We start from the raw sequence: 18530 nt of genomic DNA, 5'->3' as shown, positions 1-18530 counted from the left end.
ACCCGGGACGCAGGTGTCCGGACAAGGGTGTGGATCGTGGATCGAGCGCTTGAAAGCGCGGCGCAATACGCCGCACTCCCTTCGCACCTTACACTGCCTCTGGCCCGGTTTCGCCGGTACGGATACGAATGACCTGTTCAACTTCTTGAACAAAAATCTTGCCATCGCCGATCTTGCCGGTGCGTGCTGCCTTGATGATCGCATCAACCACCTGGTCAACCATGCCGTCATCGACAACGACCTCGATCTTAACCTTCGGCAAGAAATCGACGACATACTCGGCACCGCGGTACAGCTCGGTATGCCCTTTCTGGCGACCGAAACCCTTCACCTCGGTCACGGTCAGCCCGGTGACGTTCACGTCGGCCAGCGCTTCGCGCACTTCATCGAGTTTGAACGGTTTGATCACGCAGGTAATCTGTTTCATGGGCTTCTCCTTGTAGGTGGTTCGCTCTCTATTTTAAACGACGAGCGTGTCCCGTGGTGCTTTCTACAAGGTTGCGTAGCCTCCACGCTTTTGCCGCGACTGGCCAGCCTGATGCAAATCCGCCGCCAGCGCCCGGTCCATCGTCGCCAGATGCTGCTGGAACCACTGCGGCAACAGCATCAGCGCCTCGCGCGCCTCCGCGGGCTCGCCAACCTCGACATGGTGCAAGGCGCTAAGCACGCGCGCATGCTGCTCCCTGTGTTCTTTGACGTCCGGCCGGTCCAGCGCCTCCATCAGGTCTTCTTCTTCGCGAAAGTCACGTTCGAGCTTGTCGCACAACTGCGGCAAGCCTTCGGCCAGTTCGCTGTCCGGTGCCGTGTACAAGCGCATCATCTCCGCAAACAGGGCTTTGTGCGCTTCATCGAGCGCTGGATTGCCCAGCTCCATCTCTGGAGCCCACGCAAATTCATCCATCTCCCCTCCCCCTACGCCATGTACTGGCCGCCATTGACATTGAACGTGGCGCCTGTAATGAACCCAGCAGCATCCTCAGAAAGAAACGCGACCATGCGCGCTACATCGGCCGGGGTTCCCAGGCGCCCCACGGGTATCGTGTCGATGATCGATTTCAGCACATCTGGCGGCACTTCCGCAACCATTGCAGTATCACAATACCCGGGAGCGATTGCGTTGACAGTGACATTCTTGCGAGCGCTCTCCAGTGCCAGGGCCTTGGTGAATCCGAGGATGCCTGCCTTGGCCGCCGCATAGTTGGCCTGCCCGAGCTGGCCCTTCTGTCCGTTGATGGAGCTGATATTGACGATGCGGCCAAAGCGACGCTCGCGCATGCCGTCGATGACGTGGCGCGACATGTTGAACATCGAACCCAGGTTGGTATGGATAACTCGCCACCACTGCTCCGGCGACATGCGGTGCAGCATGGCATCGCTGGTGATGCCCGCGTTATTGACCAGGATGTCGACCGGACCGAGTTTTTCAGCAACCTTGTTGATGCCGTTGCGGCACGCTTCAAAGTCGGACACATCCCACTGGAAAACAGGAATGCCGTGCACATCAGAAAAGGCGCGGGCGGCATCTGTATTGCTTTGGTAGATGGCAGCAACGCGGTGGCCAGCCGCGTGCAGAGCAAGTGTGATTGCTTGGCCTATGCCCCGGGTGCCCCCGGTGACAAGCGCGGTTCGTTCCATGGCGATTCCTTCACAGCTGCGGCAGTAACGCCCACTGTATCGCCGAACCGCGCCGGAGTCGCCATCCTCACTTAAGCTGCATCAAGAATGGTATAAATAATATTCGACTCAGTCTGGAATATTGACCAGGTCATTCATCCAGACCGTGGCCTCGGAATCGCTCGGCGCACGCCAGTCGCCACGCGGTGACAGCGAACCGCCGTTACCGACTTTTGGCCCGTTCGGCACGCACGAGCGCTTGAACTGGCTGGTCTTGAAGAATCGATGCAGGAAGATGCCCAGAACGCGCTTAATTTCTGGCAAGGCATATTCATTGCGGCTTGCATGCGGCGCGTCCGGCCACACGCCGGCGTCGCGCTTGCTCCACGCCGAGTACGACAGGAACGCCACCTTCGACGGCGCGAACCCGTAACGCAGGATGTAGTACAGATTGAAGTCCTGCATCTCGTACGGGCCGATCACGCGCTCGGTGCTTTGTGCAGGCTTGGTGTCGCCCGCCTTGCCCGGAACCAGCTCGGGGCTGATCTCGGTGTCGAGAATATTGATCAGCACGTCCGAGCCGCCGGTCCCGATCGCGCCCGAGTCCGCCACCCAGCGGACCAGGTGCGTGATCAGGGTTTTCGGCACGCTAGCGTTCACGTTGTAGTGCGACATATGGTCGCCCACGCCGTAGGTGCACCAGCCCAGCGCCAACTCGCTCAGGTCGCCCGTGCCGATGACGATGGCATTGTTGAAGTTCGCCAGGCGGAACAAATGGCTCGTGCGTTCGCCGGCCTGGACATTTTCGAAGGTAACGTCGTACTCTTCTTTTCCTTCGGCATAAGGGTGGCCGAGGTCCTTCAGCATCTGGATGCAGCTTGGACGGATATCAATTTCTTTTGCCGCGCAGCCGACCGCGGTCATCAGGTCTTTCGCCTGCTTCAGGGTGCGTTCGCTGGTTGCAAAGCCCGGCATCGTGTAGGCCAGGATGTTCGAGCGAGGCAAGTTCAGGCGATCCATCGCCTTGGCGCAGACCAGCAGCGCATGGGTCGAATCAAGCCCGCCCGATACGCCGATCACCACCTTTGAAATGCCGCTCGACGACAGGCGCTGGACCAATGCCTGCACCTGGATGTTGTAGACCTCGGTGCAGCGCTCGTCGCGGCGCGCAGGATCGGCAGGCACGTACGGGAAACGTTCAATGGTACGCGCCAGCGGCAGATCGCCTTCGCGCGGCACGTCCAGCTCGAATCGGATCACGCGGAACTTGGACACCTCGGCGGCATGCCGGCGCACGGAATGCCCGAAGGTGGTGGTGTGGAAGCGCTCGCGCGACAATCGCTCAAGGTCGATGTCGCCGTAGACGATGTGCGACGCATCGCTGAATCGCTCGGCCTCGGCCAGCAACTCGCCTTTTTCGTAGATGAGCGCCTGGCCATCCCACGCCATGTCGGTGGATGATTCGCCCAGTCCCGCCGAGGTGTAAAGGTAGGCGGCAAGGCAGCGCGCCGACTGCTGGCTGACCAGCTGATGGCGATACCCGCTCTTGCCGACGACCACATTCGAGGCCGACAGATTGACGAGAACCGTCGCCCCGGCCAACGCCGCGAAAGACGACGGCGGCACCGGCACCCACACGTCCTCGCAAATCTCGACGTGGAAGCGCAGCAGCGGAAGATTGGCGACCTCAAACAGCAATTCGGCGCCAAACGGCACGCTCTCGCCGAACAGGTCCACCGTCGTGGTCGATGCGCAATCGGCGGGGCTGAACTGCCGCGCTTCGTAAAACTCGCCGTAATTGGGCAGGAAGCTCTTCGGAACCGCTCCCAGTACACGCCCGCCGGCGACGACGACACCGCAATTAAACAGCTGGTGGCCAACGCGCAGCGGCAAACCGACGATAATGGCGGCTGACAGTGTGGCAGATGCCGAGACGACGTCTTTTAGCGCCACTTCGCAAGCATCAAGAAGCGCGCGCTGCTGGAACAAGTCATCGCAGGTATAAGCCGACAAGCCAAGTTCAGGGAAAGCGACCAGCACTGCACCCTGGCGCGCGGCTTCCTGCGCAAGGCGGATCGTTTCGGCGGCATTAAAGACCGGGTCGGCGACCTTGCAACGGGGAGTCGCGACGGCAACGCGCGCGAAATCGTGCGAGTAAAGGTTGAAAAAGTTATTCTTCATGACTTCCGCGCAAAAATACGAGTGGTTTTATATAAATGAATTATCGCACGCATATCGTTTCTTCCCTGGCCGAGATCGGCCAGCCAATATGGGATGCCCTCGTCGCGCGCCAGGACAAGCCCAACCCCTTCCTGTCGTACGCCTTCCTGCACGCGCTGCACGAATCGGGCAGCGCCAGCGAGGAAACCGGCTGGCAGCCGCAGTTCATCGTGCTGTACGACGGCGAGGCACTGGCGGCCGCGATGCCGCTGTACGTCAAATCGCACTCGTATGGCGAATATGTGTTCGACTGGGCCTGGGCAGACGCGTACCACCGTAACGGGTTCGAATACTATCCAAAGCTGCTGTCGGCGATTCCATTCACGCCGGTGACCGGTCCACGCATGATGGCGGTGGACGCGCCTGCGCGTGCTGCGCTGATCGACATCCTGCGCGCGACGCAGCAAGCGTCCGGCGTGTCGTCGACCCATATCCTGTATCCGCCGGAGGAAGAAGCAAAGCAGCTGGGTGAATCGGGCTATATGCTGCGCAGTGGCGTACAGTTCCATTGGCTGAATCCCGGCTACCGCAATTTCGATGAATTCCTCGCCACGCTGGAACGCAAGAAGCGCAAGAACATCAACGCTGAACGGCGCAAGGTGAAGGAGGCAGGCGTGGTGCTGCGGCGCGTGCGCGGCGCGGATGCGACCGAAGCCGACTGGCAGCTGTTCAACCGCTGCTACCGCCACACCTACCGCGATCACCATTCGACGCCATATCTGAATCTCGATTTCTTCCTGCGCATCGGCCGCACGATGCCGGAAAATATCCTGCTCGTGATCGCCGAGCGCGACGGCCAGCCGGTGGCATCGTCAATGGTCATCCACAACGAAGACACGCTGTTCGGCCGCTATTGGGGCGAGCTGGAACATATCGCCTGCCTGCATTTTGAAACTGCCTACTACCAGCCGCTTGAGTTTTGCATCGAGCAGAAAATCGCCGTGTTCGAAGGCGGCGCGCAGGGCGAGCACAAAATGGCACGCGGTTTTTTGCCGACCAAGACGTGGTCCGCGCACTGGCTTGAACATCCGGCGTTCGCCGATGCGATCGAACGATTCCTGGAACGGGAAAGCGGCGGGATCGAAAGCTACATTGACGAACTCAACGAGCGCAATCCATTTAGAAAAAGCCGAGAATAGGTGACGCTACCATGTGCACATTATCTCAACGGACTGGTTGTGGCCGTGCGTGTCCAACCGATAAATAGCCTTGCATTGCTCTACATTGTCATCCAGCCGCCGGCTCAGTGCGAAATTTCCGGAAGAGCCGTATACGCATGACATCCACACACCATCCTCGTCGGGTTGCCGGGACGCTTTCAACTCGGTCCACTGATCGCCTAGCCATTTCCCGTTTTTTGGTAACCTCTGCGGTTTGAGTACTACGCGCTGTTCGGGCGCCCCCATGGTTAGTTCGATTCTATTGATATGCGCAGGGCCGCCGACAAGCGCCTTCCATCCAGGCGGTGCGGATGGGATAGCCACGTCTTTTTCAGGGATAAACAGCGGGCATTCGATACGCTGTCGATTGGCGGCCGCTGCGAGTATTGGGGTCATGACGAAACCTATCAGTACTAGCAACGCGACTTGACGGTTATGGCGCTTCATTTCAGAACCTTTGGAACTTTCGTTGTTGTCGTGCTAGCTGATGCTCCGGTCTCGATCACGAAAAATGCCTCGGCGTTGTCACTTTCATGTGGCCACGTGCCATCAGCAAATGCCCGACCGCGCGGTCGAATCGTTCGCACCGAGATATCGCGCTTGGCATCGGGACGGGCCGGATCATCTTTCCATTGATCGATAACGACGATGGCCCCATTCTCGTGTCGCAGAAAAAAAGCCGCATGATTGTTGGACTTGTGGCTCAGGTACCGACCATTGCGAAACGTTGCTATTGCCGTACCAATTTTGATGCGTGGATTGCCTAGCACCTTCTCGCCAGCTACCCATGTCCTCGTGAGGCCCACCGACGTGTAATGCTGGACTAATGCCACGCATTCCTTCGATCCAACTTTTGGCTTTCCCACGAGTACACCAGCGTTCGCGTAGACGAATGGCATTTGATTTCCCCAAGAAGGCAGGGAATGTCGCACTTCGTAGCAACGATCCCCTTCGGATTTTTCGCTTTACGATTATTTCCGAGGTGCTCTTGAAAACTTCTGATGCAACTCAACTTTGCTGCCGAGAACGAGGCGATGGTGCGCGAGCGATTGTGTTCACGATGATCGGGACGAAGTATTTGTTTAAGCGTAATTGTGCATTCGTGACTGGTATGCCGCGATTTACGCCCCGACCCGGAGCGGTCGCACCGGCTCGCTCGTCTGCATAAACAGCGAGGGCCTTGCCTCCGCATATTCGCGTAGCAGATTCCACACTGCCCTCACCCGCTGCAAACGATAGAGATCCGTCGGCGCAGCCAGCCAGAACGACCGCTCCGCATGGAACTCGCTGAGCACCGGCACCAGCCGCCCATCATCCGGCACCGCATACGGCGGCGCCATGATCAGCCCCATTCCCGCAGCCGCTGCTTCAATCTGCGCCGGCATACCCGTGCAGCATAGTCTCCGCCGCGGCGTAAATCCAAGTTCGGTCAGATAGCTCAGCTCCGGGCTCGCCAGCCGGTCCTGCACGTAATCGACAAAGTCGTGCGGCGCCAGATCGGCCTGCGACCGAATCGGCGGATGCTTCGCCAAGTACGCAGGCGACGCATACAACTGCATGCGGAAGGTCGCCAGCCGCGTAATCATGTAGCGTCCGGTGGTCGGCGGATCAAGCATCACCCCCAGATCCGCCTCGCGATTGGCCAGGTTGGCAAAGCGCGGCAGCACCAGCAAATCCACGCTCAGATCGGGATGCGACTGCAGCATCTTCACCATCAGCGGCGCCACCACCCGCACCGCAAACAGCTCGGGCACGCCCAGCCTGACGACGCCCTGCACCGACACCTCATTCCCGTCCAGATGCTCGGCCGCGGCCAATGCCGCGCTTTCCATCGCCTCCGCGTGCGGCAGCAACGCCTGGCCCTTTTCGGTCAGCTCATACCCTTCGCGGCTGCGGTCGAACAGCGTGGTACCCAGCTGCGCCTCGAGCCGGTCGATGCGCCGCGCGACCGTGGTGTGTTCTACCTCAAGCCGGCGCGACGCTCCAGACAAGGTTCCGGCACGCGCTAATTCCAGGAAGAAACGCAGATCGGTCCACTCCGGCAGGGTGTGGTTATTCATCGGACGCATATGGTTTATTCATGATCAATATTGTGCACCACTGCACATTGCCGTGGCAATCCCCCTGAAATCAAATATAAATCTGCATCAATACAGGCCATAAATTGCTCTGCTAAGGTGCGCTGCCCTAGCGAGGTGAGCCATTGTGCAATTTTGCACAACCGTTGGGCGCGCTGATAGCTTTCGGACATCACGAAATAGGGGCACACTCCGTTGCGTGCGATTTTTGTCCCGCATACCACTAATAAAAGAAGGAGACACAAGATGCGTCTTACCAAAAAGAAACTAAAACTGTTGAACCGCTCCGCCGCTGCTCTGCTCGCCATTTCCGGCAGCGCCATGGGCATGGCACACGCGCAGACCGCGCCGACCGCCGCCCCGCAATCGACGGCCGCTGATGTCGCCACCGAAGACAACATGGGCAAGGTCGTCGTGACGGCTCGCCGCCGCGAAGAGACCCTGCAGGACGTGCCTGTGTCGGTTACCGCCTTCAGCGCCGAGCAGCTGTCCAAGCAAGGTATCCCGGACATCACCGCCCTCGCGTTCTCGCTGCCGAACACCACCTTGAAGGCGTCGCGCGCCACCAACTCGACCCTGACCGCGTTCATCCGCGGCGTGGGCCAGCAAGATCCGCTGGCCGGTTTCGAGGCTGGCGTCGGCATCTACCTCGACGACATCTACCTCGCCCGCCCGCAAGGCGCCGTGGCTGAGATTTATGACGTCGAGCGCATCGAAGTGCTGCGCGGCCCACAGGGCACGCTGTACGGCCGCAACACCATCGGCGGCGCAGTCAAATACGTCACCCGCAAACTGGCGCCAAATACCGATGTGCGCCTGAAGACCACCATCGGCAACCACGGCCAGCTCGACGGCGTTATTACCGCCAGCACCCCGCTGTCCGAGACCGCGCGCATCGGCGCGTCGATCGCCAAGTTCACCCGCGACGGCTTCGGCAAGAACCTCACCACCGGCAAGGACAACTACGACAAGGACCTGACCGCGGCGCGCGTCTCGGCCGAGTTCACGCCGTCCAGCAACCTGTTCATCCGCCTGTCGGGCGACGCCACGCAAGATGATTCGAACCCGCGTAACGGCCACCGCCTGATCGTCGGCCGCACCAGCGCCGCGCCTATCCTCGGCAACGTGTTCGACACCCGCGCCAACCTGACCCAGGCCCTCGGCCACGACCAGCAGGTCAAGGCGCACGGCGTATCCGCGCTGGTTGAGTGGGACATCTCCGATACCCTGACCTTCAAGTCCGTCACCGCGTCGCGCAAAGACAAGTCGTACGCGCCGATCGACTTCGATTCGCTGGCGGTCACCGACTTCCACGTGCCTGCGCTGTACAAGAACAAGCAGTTCAGCCAGGAATTCCAGGTCACCTATACCGGCGAGAAGATGCAGGGCGTAGCCGGCGTGTACTACATCGACGCCAACGCATTCAACATCTTCGACACGGTCCTGAACGGCGCGGTTCCTACCTCGACCTTCACCCGGGGCGACATCGACACCAAGGCGTGGGCAGTGTTCGCCGATGCGAACTACGAGATCAGTGACCAGTTGAGCGTATCGGCCGGCGGCCGCTACACGGTCGACAAGCGCGAAGCGAATGTCTTGCGCCAGATCTACTTCGGCCTCAGCGGTACGCCAACCCTCGGCAACCCGGGCGCAGTGCTGTTCCGTACCGACACCGACTTCACCCGCGGCGAACTGGAACGCGAAGACAAGAAGTTCACGCCGAAAGTCGGCCTGGCCTACAAGGTCAACGAAGCGCACAACGTCTATGGTTCGTGGGCACGCGGCTTCAAGGGCGGCGGTTTCGATCCGCGCATGAACGTCGTTGGCGGCCGCCTGCCGGTCGCCCAGGCGCGTGCCGGCTACGCTCCTGAAACCATCGACACGCTCGAACTGGGCCTGAAGTCGTCGTTCAACAATGACCGCTTCCTGACCAACATCGCGCTGTTCGACAGTGACTATAAAGACGTGCAGATCCCGGGTTCGGTGGCTATCGACACCAACGGCGACGGCAAGGACGACAGCTTCGCTGGCGTCACCACCAACGCCGGCAAGGCCAAGATCCGCGGCTTCGAGCTGGAAGCGAACGCACGTGTCACCGACCAGTTCACGCTGTCGGGCATGTACAGCTTCATCGACGCAGAGTACGACCAGTTCGTCGTTGCAGGTGTCAACCAGGCGGCCAACCGCGTGTTCCAGAACACGCCAAAGAACTCGGCCAACCTGCGCGGCGCCTACGACATGCCGATGCCTGTCATGGGTCACGGCGGTCGCCTGACCCTGTCGGCAAATGTCTCCTACAAAGGCGCGACCAACCAGTTCGAGACCGTCTCGCTGCTGGACCAGGAATCGTACAAGCTGTGGGATGCCAGCGCCGTCTGGACCAGCACCAACGGCAAGATCCGCGCTGGCCTGCATGGCAAGAACCTGGGCGACAAAGAGTACAAGACCGGCGGCTACCTGTTCCCTACCCTGGGCTTCGAAGGTACCCTCACCGCGTTCTACGGTAATCCACGCACGGTATCGGCAACGCTCGAATACCGCTTCTGATTCACCCGTAACCTGAGCTGAACGCAGCACCCGTGGCTGGCCCTTGTGGCCGGCCATGGAGGGCTGCGCCATCGCTCGACAATGAAAGCGTCGTTCCCGCGGAGGCGGGAATCCATGCTGAAGCCGAACCATGTTGAGTGGATTGTCAATTTACCGCTCGCTCTGTATAGATTCCCGCCTGCGCGGGAACGACGAGTCGGCAGGTGACATGGCCAATCAATACAACCACCTTGCCCGGGATCTGCAGCGTGTCCAATTTTTCTGAAATCCGCTACACCAGCACCGATGGCCTGGCCCTGTATGCGCGGGACTATGCATCGCACAGCGGCCCGGCGCGCCTGCCGGTGATATGCATCCATGGGCTGACACGAAATTCCGGCGACTTCGACGAACTGGCGCCGTGGCTCGCCAGCCAGGGACGCCGCGTGATCGCCGTCGATGTGCGCGGCCGCGGCAAGTCCGAGCGCGACGCCAACCCGGCCAACTACCAGCCGCTGGTCTACGCCGACGACGTCGTCAAGCTGGCGCACGATCTTGGCATCGAGCGCGCCGTATTTATCGGCACCTCGATGGGCGGCATCATCACGATGACCCTGGCCTTGCGCAAATCGCGCCTGATCAGCGCCGCCATACTCAACGACGTCGGTCCGATCCTGTCCGAGAAGGGCCTGGCGCGCATCGCCGGCTACGCGGGCAAGGCGACCCAGCTGGCCTCGTGGGACGAGGCCACCGCATATATCAAGAACATCAACGAATCCGCCTTCCCCGAGAACACGATGGAAGAATGGGGCAAATGGGCGCAGCGCGCGTTTGCAGAAAATCCACAGGGCGATCTGGTCATGAGGTACGATCCGAACATCGCTCGGCCCATCCAGTCCGGCAAACTCAAGTCGCAATCGCTGATGTCGAAATTCGCTTTCCGCCGCCTGGCGCGCAAGCGTCCGACGCTGCTGGTGCGCGGCGCGCTGTCCGACCTGGTCGAGGACGAACAAGCCAGCTACATGAAGAAGACCGCGCCCACCATGCTGTACGCGGAAGTACCCAACGTCGGCCACGCGCCGATGCTGACCGAGCCGCCGGCGCGCGAAGCGATCCGGACGTTTTTGTCGCAGGTAGATTAAGCAGTACCCAATCAAGGAGACACGCATGAACAAACGGACTATCCTGTCGGCCGCCGTGCTGGCCGCTTTCACCGCCACCCTGCCGCTCGGCGCCATGGCGGCACCCGACCTCAAGGTCGCGCTCATCGCCGGCAAGACCGGCGTGCTCGAATCCTACGCAAAAGAAACCGAGACCGGTTTCATGATGGGCCTGGAGTACCTCACCGGCGGCAAGATGGAGATCAACGGCCGCAAGCTCAAAGTCATCATCAAGGATGACCAGAGCAAGCCTGACCTGGGCCGCACCTTGCTGGCCGAAGCCTACGGCGACGACAAGGTCGATATCGCCGTCGGCACCACCTCGTCGGGCTCGGCCATCGCAATGCTGCCGGTCGCCGCCGAATACAAAAAAATCCTGATCATCGAGCCGGCCGTGGCCGACGCCATCACCGGCGACAAATGGAACCGCTACATCTTCCGCACCGCGCGCAATTCGATGCAGGATGCGCTGTCGGCCGCCGCCACCCTCAAGGGCGGCAGCGTCGCCTTCCTGGCGCAGGATTACGCGTTCGGCAAAGATGCGATCAAGGCCGGCAAGGAAGCACTGGCCGCCACCGGCAGCAAGGCCAAGGTCGTCCACGAAGAATACGCGCCGCAAACGGCGACTGACTTCACCGCATCGGCCCAGCGCATCTTCGCTGCGCTGAAGGACAAGCCGCAGCCGCGCGTGCTTGGCATCGTGTGGGCTGGCCCCAGCCCGATGAACAAGATCGCCGACATGCAGCCGGGCCGCTACGGCATCACGCTGGCGCCGGGCGGCAACATCCTGCCGGTGATGAAAACCTGGCGCAACTACGCCGGCACCGAAGGCACCATCTATTACTACTACGACTTCCCGAAGAACAAAATGAACGACTGGCTCGTGGCGGAGCACAAGAAGCGCTTCAAGGCGCCGCCTGACATGTTCACCGCGGGTGGTTTCGCTGCCGCCAGCGCGGTCGTCACCGCGCTTAAAAAGGCTGGCTCGGGCGACACCGAAAAGCTGATCACGGCGATGGAAGGCATGGACTTCGAGACACCGAAGGGCAAGATGACCTTCCGCAAACAGGATCACCAGGCGCTCCAGTCGATGTACCACTTCCGCATCAAGAAGGCCCAGAAAGACGAATGGGACCTGCTCGAACTGGTGCGCGAGATTCCGGCAGCCGAACTGCCTGTACCAGTAAGGAACAAGCGTTAACATGACCACGCCATCGCTGTCGACCCGCGACCTGACCATCCGTTTCGGCGGCCATGTCGCGGTAAACCAGGTCAGCGCCGATTTTTATCCCGGCACCCTGACCGTGATTGTCGGCCCCAACGGGGCCGGCAAGACCACCTACTTCAACCTGATATCGGGGCAGCTACCGGCATCCTCGGGCAGCGTGCACCTGGACGGCGTCGACATCACCCGACACGGCGCCGCCAAGCGCACCACCATGGGTATCGGCCGCGCCTTCCAGCTGACCAACCTGTTCCCCAACCTGACCGTCATCGAGAACGTGCGCCTCGCGGTGCAAAGCCGCGCGCGCATCGGCATGAACATGTTCTCGGTATGGTTCTCGCACAGCGAATTGATCTCGCGCGCCGAACACTACCTCGAAAGGGTCGCGCTGGCCGACCGCCGCGACACCAAGGTAGCCGCGCTGTCGCACGGCGACAAGCGCAAGCTTGAAGTGGCGATCCTGCTCGCGCTCGAACCGGAAGTGATGATGTTCGACGAGCCGACCGCCGGCATGAGCGTCGACGAAGTGCCGGTCGTGCTCGACCTGATCCACCAGGTCAAGGCCGAACGCAGCAAGACCGTGCTGCTGGTCGAGCACAAGATGGACGTGGTGCGTTCGCTGGCAGACCGCATCATCGTTTTACACAACGGCACCCTGGTCGCCGACGGCAATCCGGCCGAAGTCATGGCCTCGGCCATCGTCCAGGAAGCCTACCTTGGAGCACCCGAACATGCGTAACCCGAGCGACGCCGAGCCACTGTTGCAGCTCTCCGGCGTGCATACCCACATCGGCGAATACCACATCCTGCAAGGCGTTGACCTGGTGGTACCGCGCGGCGGCCTGTCGGTCCTGCTGGGCCGCAACGGCGCCGGCAAGACCACCACGCTGCGCACCATCATGGGCATGTGGCACGCCAGCGCCGGCAGCATCGCGTTCGATGGCAAGGACATCACCAAAATGCAAACGCCGGACATCGCCATGTCGTCGATCGCCTACGTCCCAGAATCGATGGCCGTGTTCTCCGCGCTGACCGTGCGCGAGAACCTGTACCTGGCGGCGCGCAACGGCCCGCTCGACACCCAGCGCCTGGAATGGATCTTCGGCTTCTTCCCTGCCCTGAAAAAATTCTGGAACTACCCGGCCGGCCTGCTTTCGGGCGGCCAGAAGCAGATGGTGGCGATCGCCCGCGCCATCGTCGAGCCGCGCAAGCTGCTGCTGGTCGACGAGCCCACCAAGGGCCTGGCCCCGGCCATCATCAACAACCTGATCGACGCTTTCCGCGAGCTGAAAGACACCGACACCACCATCCTGCTGGTTGAACAGAACTTCAACTTCGTCAAGAAACTGGGCGACACCGTGTCGGTGATGGATGACGGCCGCGTGGTGCACGCCGGTCCGATGCAGGACCTGGTCGACGACCGCGACCTGCAACAGCGCCTGCTCGGCCTCTCGCTCGACTCCCATCAATAGGAATCAACACCGTGAATGCCCCACTTCCCCCAACCATGGCCGCGGCCGCAGATACGGTCATTCCCGCGGCCAAGCGCGATTACGCGCCAGCTCTGCTGGCGCCGGCGCTGATGCTGGTCATGCTGCCGCTGATCGGCGACTTCCCGACCTGGGTCACGCTCACCATCGCCGGCCTCGCAATGGGCATGATGATCTTCATCATGGCCAGCGGCCTGACCCTGGTGTTCGGCCTGATGGACGTGCTTAACTTCGGCCACGGCGCGTTTGTCGCGGTCGGTGCGTTTGCCGCCACCACCGTTTTGATTCCCATGAGCGGCGCGCTCCAGGAGGACAACCTGCTGCAGAACCTCGGCGTGCTGGCACTGGCCGTCACGGTGGCGATGGCGTCGACGGCGCTGCTCGGCGTGGCGTTCGAGCGCATCATCATCAAGCCGGTCTACGGCCAGCACCTCAAGCAGATCCTGATCACCATGGGCGGCATGATCGTGGCCGAACAGCTGATCAACGTGATCTGGGGCGCCGAACAGATCCCGCTGCCGCTGCCGGCCAGCCTGCGCGGTGCCATCATCCTGGGCGACTCGGCCATTGAGAAGTACCGCCTGGTTGCCGTGGTGGTTGGCCTGGTGGTGTTCGTGGCGATGCTGCTGATCCTCAACCGCACCAAGATTGGCCTCCTGATCCGCGCCGGCGTCGAAAACGGCGAGATGGTCGAAGCCATGGGCTACCGCATCCGCCGCCTGTTCATCGCGGTGTTCGCCGCCGGTTCGGCGCTGGCTGGCCTGGGCGGTGTGATGTGGGGCCTGTACAAGGAGACGCTGTCGGCATCGATGGGCGCGGAGATCATGGTGATGATCTTCATCGTCATCATCATCGGCGGTCTCGGTTCGGTGGCCGGCTGCTTCATCGGCGCGCTGCTGATGGCGCTGGTGGCGAACTACGCCGGTTTCCTCGCACCGAAGGTCGCGCTGGTATCTAACATTATCCTGATGATCGCCATTTTGCTGTGGCGACCGGCCGGGATGTACTCCAACGGCCGCTAAGGAATCGCCATGTTCAATCAAATCCTCTCCGGCGACCTGCCGCGCAGCCGCGCGCTGTCGGCGGCCCTGCTGCTGGTGCTCGTCGGCCTGGCGCTGGCGCCGTTCATCACCAGCGGCGCGCGCCCGCTCAACACCGCCGCCACCATCTGCGTCTACATCGTGCTGGTGGCCTCGTACGACCTGCTGCTCGGCTACACCGGCATCGTCTCGTTCGCGCACACCATGTTCTTCGGGATCGGCGCCTACGGCGTCGGCCTTGCGCTGGCGGACGCCGAGCCCACCTGGGGCGCGATCTTCGTCGGCGTGCTGCTCGCGTTGCTGCTGACGTTGGCGCTGGCCCTGATCGTTGGCCTGTTCGCACTGCGCGTGCGCGCCATCTTCTACGCGATGATCACGCTGGCTGTGGCGTCGTCGTTCGCGGTACTGGCGTCGCAGCTGTCCGACTTCACCGGCGGCGAGGACGGCAAGACCTTCAGCGTACCGGACCTGCTCAGCCCCAGCTTCTCGCTGCTGGAAAACGAACTGTTCGGCCGCTCGGTGGACGGCAAGGTGATCACCTACTACATCGTGTTCATCGGCTGCCTGCTGCTGTTCCTGTTCCTGCTGCGCCTCGTGAACTCGCCGTTCGGCCGGGTGCTGCAGGCGATCCGCGAAAACGAGTTCCGCGCCGAGGCGCTGGGCTACCGCACCGTGGTGTACCGCATCTGGGCCAACTGCCTGGCCGCGCTGGTGGCGGCGCTGGCCGGCGCGCTGATGGCGCTGTGGCTGCGCTACGTCGGCCCGAAAACCATGCTCGGCTTCGAAGTCATGACCGACATCCTGCTGATCGTTGTCATCGGCGGCATGGGCACGATGTACGGCGCGGTGATTGGCGCGGCGCTGTTCATCATCGCCCAGAACTATCTCAAATCGCTGATGGCCGATGGCCAGGCCACCTTGGCCGGCGTGCCCATCCTCGGCGAAGCGCTGCACCCGGACCGCTGGATGCTCTGGCTGGGCGTGCTGTTCGTGCTGTCGATCTACTTCTTCCCCACCGGCATCGTCGGAAAATTGCGCCCCGCGCGCTGACCCACTTTCTCTCGAAGTAGTTTTCCAGGGCGCCTCCGGCGCCCTTTTTTTTCCTTCGGGGTCAGGTCCGACATTGGCACACGAACTCAAGCTTCGCCAGTGCAATGTGATGCGCAACCGAATCCGTCAACTTTTGTTCAAGATAGTTCATGTCGCAAGTTAGGGCGAGCGCAAAAGTTAGGCGGGTTTATGAACATATGATGGACTCGGCAATGGCCTCGACGTAGCCAGCGCGAGGGCGACCCATGATCTGGCACATAAAAAAGGATCACACCCATGAAAACGACTAAACAACGCGCGGCGGCGGTAACGCTCGCGCTCGCGGCCATTATCCCGGTCACCTCACATGCACAGGCCATCGAAGTACTGTCCGAAAATTTCAACGACGTTGAAATGCTTGAAGGCTGGACGCTGACCAACAACAGCGTACCGGTCGGCGAACCTTGGTTCCAGGGCACGCCGGAGGTGTTTCCCGCCCATCAAGGAGCGCCCAACGCCTACATTGCAGCCAACTTCTTCAGCGCCGGCAACGACGAAGGCACCATCAACAACTGGCTGATCTCGCCCACGCTCGACCTGATCGGCCCCTCCACCCTCTCGTTCTTCACGCGCACCGCACCGATCGCCGGCTACAACGACACGCTAGAAGTTCGGTTCAGCGAAGGCAGCGGCAGCGACCCGGCCGGCTTCGACACCTTGCTCGCCACCATAGGCGGAACCACGCCCTACCCCGAGACGTGGCAAGAGTTCAGCCTGTCGGTGGCGCACGTCGGTGAAGGCCGCTTCGCCTTCCGCTACACCGGCGACGCGGACGTCGCGAACTATGTCGGCATCGACACCGTCAGCGTACTTTCCGTACCCGAACCGTCGGCATACCTGATGCTGGGCGTCGGCTTGTTCGGTTTGACCATGCTGCGCCGACGACAGGCGTAGCAGCAACCTGGAGGATCGAATCATGATGAACGAGAGAAGCTCGCCGGGGGCAACCCTGGCGGCGATGCTGGCGCTCGCCGCGTTATCGCTGCCGCCATTGGCCGGCGCGGCCGGACAGGAAGGCATGGTTGTGGTGCGCGACCGCGAAAGCGGCCAGCTTCGCGCCCCGACGCCCGCCGAACTGCGCACCCTGCGCGCACAGCAGAAAGCCATGGCGCCGACGGCGCCCATCGCGCCCTCGGTTCAACGCCCTGACGGCACCCGCCACCTGCACCTCGGCGAGCGCGGCATGGTGTATTCGGTCCTCTCCCGCGACGCCGCGGGCAGGGAAATCATCGGCTGCGCCGGCGGCGAACATGCCGCCCGCGCCGCCATCGGCCAGCCCGCGCACAGCGCACCGACCGGGGAGCACGGCCATGAGCGCGAATAAACCTGCCCTGCTGCGGCGCGCAGCGCTGCTGGCACTGGCCTGTTCGGTCTGGGCCGGCGCCCACGGCGCCGCCGTGGTCACCATCGTCAACGGCAACGCTCCCGACGAAGGCTTCAACGATCCCACGCCGGTGCAGCCGGTCGGTGGCAACACTGGCACCACGCTCGGACAGCAACGGCTGATCGCGTTTCAGCACGCCGCGACGATCTGGGGCGCCACGCTGACCAGCAAGGTGCCCGTGCGCGTCGGCGCCAGCTTCGTGCCGCTGCCCTGCACCGCCGACACCGCGGTGCTCGGCTCGGCCGGCGCCAACGACATCTTCAGCGACTTCCCCAACGCGCCGCTGCCCAACACCTGGTACCCCAGCGCGCTGGCCAGCAAGCTCGCGGGCGACGACCAGGCCCCGGCGGGCGAACCGCACATCCGCGCGCGCTTCAACTCGCGCCTCGGGCTGTTCGATGACTGCATGGCCGGTTCGGGTTTCTACCTAGGCCTGGACAACAAGCACGGCGACAAGATCAACCTCGTCACGGTGCTGCTGCACGAGATGGCGCACGGCCTCGGCTTCCAGGGCTTCACCGACGAACAGACCGGCGAGCCGTACGAAAAACGGCCCTCCGTGTGGGACCACCACCTGATCGACAACCGCACCAACAAGCTGTGGGTCAACATGAGCAACGAAGAGCGCCGGATGTCGGCACTCAGCGAAACCGGGCTGTCGTGGAATGGCCGGTTCGTCACGGGCCAGGTGCCCACGGTGCTGTCGCCGCAGTCGGTCATGACGGTGACCGGCAGGCGCGCTGGTGGTGCCAAGGGCATGTACGAAGTCGGCGACGCCTCCTTCGGCCCGCCGCTGGCCGCAGCTGGGGTCAAAGGAGACCTGATGCAGGTGGTCGACCAGGAAAACGGCACCGGCCTTGCCTGTGCGCCGCTCTCAAAGGCGAACGCCGCAGGCGTGAAGGGCAAGATCGCCCTGGTCGACCGGGGCGAATGTTCGTTTGTGATCAAGGCCAGACACGTGCAGGATGCCGGGGCCAGGGCAATGGTCGTGGCGGACAACGCGCCGGGGCCGGTGACAGGGCTGGGCGGGGGCGACCCGGCAATCGCGATCCCGGCAGTGCGCGTAAGCCAGGCATCGGGCACGGCGCTGAAAGCGGCTCTGAAGAAGCGCCAGCGCGGCAAGTCGGCGGTGGTGGTCAATCTGACGATCGACCCGGAGCGGCTTGCGGGAACGGACAGCGCGCGGCGGATCCGGATGTTCGTGCCGGCGGAGTTTGATCCGGGGTCGTCGGTGTCGCACTTCACGACCGACGCGAAGAGCAATCAGCTGATGGAACCGTCGATCAATGCCGATTTACCGCACGAAGTGACAGCGCCAAAGGATCTGACGCAGGCGCTGTTGCAGGATATTGGCTGGTAGCGCTGAAGTAGCCGGATGCGGCCGGAGGCCTTATCTGTACTAGCTCATACTTGACCTGACACGAACTGTCAGATGAGTTAGAGTTCTAAGAGGCCGCAACCGGCCATAAGCAATGGGATGGACTCCTCCTCCCCAACGGGCACCGTGGTGCCTAAACTGGAGTTTGCACACAACCAGTTTGAAG

18 protein-coding genes are annotated in these 18530 nt (G+C 62.1%); 11 read left to right on the top strand and 7 right to left on the bottom strand.

The features are described from left to right. Positions 1-88: 88 nt before the first annotated feature. From I4X03_RS07525 to I4X03_RS07510, 4 genes are all read right to left on the bottom strand, one after another. On the bottom strand, positions 89-427 hold the full coding sequence (locus I4X03_RS07525) for a P-II family nitrogen regulator (RefSeq protein ID WP_223467610.1): 339 nt from the start codon (positions 425-427) through the stop codon (positions 89-91). A 63-nt stretch (positions 428-490) separates the two neighbouring features. Continuing rightward, a complete protein-coding gene (locus I4X03_RS07520) occupies positions 491-901 on the bottom strand; it encodes a bacteriohemerythrin (protein WP_223467609.1) in 411 nt (136 codons plus the stop codon). Positions 902-912: 11 nt separating this feature from the next. Then, positions 913-1635 (bottom strand): acetoacetyl-CoA reductase, encoded by a 723-nt coding sequence (gene phbB, locus I4X03_RS07515; protein WP_223467608.1) that lies wholly within the window; start codon positions 1633-1635, stop codon positions 913-915. Between the two features lie 108 nt (positions 1636-1743). Further along, a complete protein-coding gene (locus tag I4X03_RS07510) occupies positions 1744-3795 on the bottom strand; it encodes an NAD(+) synthase (RefSeq protein ID WP_223467607.1) in 2052 nt (683 codons plus the stop codon). A 35-nt stretch (positions 3796-3830) separates the two neighbouring features. Between I4X03_RS07510 and I4X03_RS07505 the strand changes: the two genes are divergently transcribed. Further along, positions 3831-4973, top strand: coding sequence for a GNAT family N-acetyltransferase (locus I4X03_RS07505; RefSeq protein ID WP_223467606.1), 1143 nt, complete (start codon positions 3831-3833; stop codon positions 4971-4973). A 6-nt stretch (positions 4974-4979) separates the two neighbouring features. Here I4X03_RS07505 and I4X03_RS23295 read toward each other — a convergent pair whose 3' ends face one another. The 3 genes from I4X03_RS23295 to I4X03_RS07495 form a co-directional block, all read right to left on the bottom strand. Next, positions 4980-5441, bottom strand: a complete 462-nt coding sequence (locus tag I4X03_RS23295; RefSeq protein ID WP_370660495.1) for an STY0301 family protein — start codon at positions 5439-5441, stop codon at positions 4980-4982. Continuing rightward, positions 5438-5893 carry a BPSL0067 family protein gene (locus I4X03_RS07500; RefSeq protein WP_223467605.1) on the bottom strand — a complete coding sequence of 152 codons (456 nt, stop codon included), beginning with the start codon at positions 5891-5893 and terminating at the stop codon, positions 5438-5440. The genes I4X03_RS23295 and I4X03_RS07500 overlap by 4 nt, the downstream gene beginning before the upstream one ends. 222 nt (positions 5894-6115) lie before the next feature. Continuing rightward, positions 6116-7054 (bottom strand): LysR family transcriptional regulator, encoded by a 939-nt coding sequence (locus I4X03_RS07495; protein ID WP_223467604.1) that lies wholly within the window; start codon positions 7052-7054, stop codon positions 6116-6118. A 264-nt stretch (positions 7055-7318) separates the two neighbouring features. On the opposite strand from I4X03_RS07495, the gene I4X03_RS07490 reads away from it, so the two are divergent. The 10 genes from I4X03_RS07490 to I4X03_RS07445 all read left to right on the top strand — a co-directional run bounded on the left by I4X03_RS07490 (position 7319) and on the right by I4X03_RS07445 (position 18346). Continuing rightward, positions 7319-9619 (top strand): TonB-dependent receptor, encoded by a 2301-nt coding sequence (locus I4X03_RS07490; protein WP_223467603.1) that lies wholly within the window; start codon positions 7319-7321, stop codon positions 9617-9619. A 248-nt stretch (positions 9620-9867) separates the two neighbouring features. Next, positions 9868-10740 (top strand): alpha/beta fold hydrolase, encoded by an 873-nt coding sequence (locus I4X03_RS07485; RefSeq protein WP_223467602.1) that lies wholly within the window; start codon positions 9868-9870, stop codon positions 10738-10740. Positions 10741-10765: 25 nt separating this feature from the next. After that, complete coding sequence (locus I4X03_RS07480; RefSeq protein ID WP_223467601.1) at positions 10766-11959, top strand: substrate-binding domain-containing protein; 1194 nt, start codon at positions 10766-10768, stop codon at positions 11957-11959. Position 11960: 1 nt separating this feature from the next. Beyond that, a complete protein-coding gene (locus tag I4X03_RS07475) occupies positions 11961-12722 on the top strand; it encodes an ABC transporter ATP-binding protein (protein WP_223467600.1) in 762 nt (253 codons plus the stop codon). Continuing rightward, positions 12715-13455 carry an ABC transporter ATP-binding protein gene (locus tag I4X03_RS07470; RefSeq protein ID WP_223467599.1) on the top strand — a complete coding sequence of 247 codons (741 nt, stop codon included), beginning with the start codon at positions 12715-12717 and terminating at the stop codon, positions 13453-13455. Before I4X03_RS07475 ends, I4X03_RS07470 begins: the two co-directional genes overlap by 8 nt. Before the next feature lie 35 nt (positions 13456-13490). Then, entirely contained in the window at positions 13491-14495 is a 1005-nt protein-coding gene (locus I4X03_RS07465; RefSeq protein ID WP_229428126.1) for a branched-chain amino acid ABC transporter permease, read from the top strand. Between the two features lie 9 nt (positions 14496-14504). Continuing rightward, on the top strand, positions 14505-15563 hold the full coding sequence (locus tag I4X03_RS07460; protein WP_223467597.1) for a branched-chain amino acid ABC transporter permease: 1059 nt from the start codon (positions 14505-14507) through the stop codon (positions 15561-15563). Positions 15564-15839: 276 nt separating this feature from the next. Further along, complete coding sequence (locus I4X03_RS07455) at positions 15840-16496, top strand: choice-of-anchor J family PEP-CTERM protein (protein WP_223467596.1); 657 nt, start codon at positions 15840-15842, stop codon at positions 16494-16496. Between the two features lie 22 nt (positions 16497-16518). Further along, positions 16519-16926 carry a post-PEP-CTERM-1 domain-containing protein gene (locus tag I4X03_RS07450; RefSeq protein WP_223467595.1) on the top strand — a complete coding sequence of 136 codons (408 nt, stop codon included), beginning with the start codon at positions 16519-16521 and terminating at the stop codon, positions 16924-16926. Further along, positions 16913-18346, top strand: coding sequence for a PA domain-containing protein (locus I4X03_RS07445; RefSeq protein ID WP_223467594.1), 1434 nt, complete (start codon positions 16913-16915; stop codon positions 18344-18346). Before I4X03_RS07450 ends, I4X03_RS07445 begins: the two co-directional genes overlap by 14 nt. Positions 18347-18530 lie beyond the last annotated feature (184 nt).

The sequence above is a fragment of the Massilia soli genome, from assembly GCF_016809835.1.
Taxonomy (GTDB): Bacteria; Pseudomonadota; Gammaproteobacteria; order Burkholderiales; family Burkholderiaceae_D; genus Telluria_A; species Telluria_A soli.
This window is presented reverse-complemented; position numbering and strand designations above follow the sequence as displayed.

What these genes read in the sequence shown, in the direction of transcription:
- I4X03_RS07525 (WP_223467610.1), bottom strand. Translation starts at nt 427, where the DNA reads ATGAAACAGATTACCTGCGTGATCAAACCGTTCAAACTCGATGAAGTG.
- I4X03_RS07520 (WP_223467609.1), bottom strand. Translation starts at nt 901, where the DNA reads ATGGATGAATTTGCGTGGGCTCCAGAGATGGAGCTGGGCAATCCAGCG.
- phbB (WP_223467608.1), bottom strand. Translation starts at nt 1,635, where the DNA reads ATGGAACGAACCGCGCTTGTCACCGGGGGCACCCGGGGCATAGGCCAA.
- I4X03_RS07510 (WP_223467607.1), bottom strand. Translation starts at nt 3,795, where the DNA reads ATGAAGAATAACTTTTTCAACCTTTACTCGCACGATTTCGCGCGCGTT.
- I4X03_RS07505 (WP_223467606.1), top strand. Translation starts at nt 3,831, where the DNA reads ATGAATTATCGCACGCATATCGTTTCTTCCCTGGCCGAGATCGGCCAG.
- I4X03_RS23295 (WP_370660495.1), bottom strand. Translation starts at nt 5,441, where the DNA reads ATGAAGCGCCATAACCGTCAAGTCGCGTTGCTAGTACTGATAGGTTTC.
- I4X03_RS07500 (WP_223467605.1), bottom strand. Translation starts at nt 5,893, where the DNA reads ATGCCATTCGTCTACGCGAACGCTGGTGTACTCGTGGGAAAGCCAAAA.
- I4X03_RS07495 (WP_223467604.1), bottom strand. Translation starts at nt 7,054, where the DNA reads ATGAATAACCACACCCTGCCGGAGTGGACCGATCTGCGTTTCTTCCTG.
- I4X03_RS07490 (WP_223467603.1), top strand. Translation starts at nt 7,319, where the DNA reads ATGCGTCTTACCAAAAAGAAACTAAAACTGTTGAACCGCTCCGCCGCT.
- I4X03_RS07480 (WP_223467601.1), top strand. Translation starts at nt 10,766, where the DNA reads ATGAACAAACGGACTATCCTGTCGGCCGCCGTGCTGGCCGCTTTCACC.
- I4X03_RS07475 (WP_223467600.1), top strand. Translation starts at nt 11,961, where the DNA reads ATGACCACGCCATCGCTGTCGACCCGCGACCTGACCATCCGTTTCGGC.
- I4X03_RS07470 (WP_223467599.1), top strand. Translation starts at nt 12,715, where the DNA reads ATGCGTAACCCGAGCGACGCCGAGCCACTGTTGCAGCTCTCCGGCGTG.
- I4X03_RS07465 (WP_229428126.1), top strand. Translation starts at nt 13,491, where the DNA reads ATGGCCGCGGCCGCAGATACGGTCATTCCCGCGGCCAAGCGCGATTAC.
- I4X03_RS07460 (WP_223467597.1), top strand. Translation starts at nt 14,505, where the DNA reads ATGTTCAATCAAATCCTCTCCGGCGACCTGCCGCGCAGCCGCGCGCTG.
- I4X03_RS07455 (WP_223467596.1), top strand. Translation starts at nt 15,840, where the DNA reads ATGAAAACGACTAAACAACGCGCGGCGGCGGTAACGCTCGCGCTCGCG.
- I4X03_RS07450 (WP_223467595.1), top strand. Translation starts at nt 16,519, where the DNA reads ATGATGAACGAGAGAAGCTCGCCGGGGGCAACCCTGGCGGCGATGCTG.
- I4X03_RS07445 (WP_223467594.1), top strand. Translation starts at nt 16,913, where the DNA reads ATGAGCGCGAATAAACCTGCCCTGCTGCGGCGCGCAGCGCTGCTGGCA.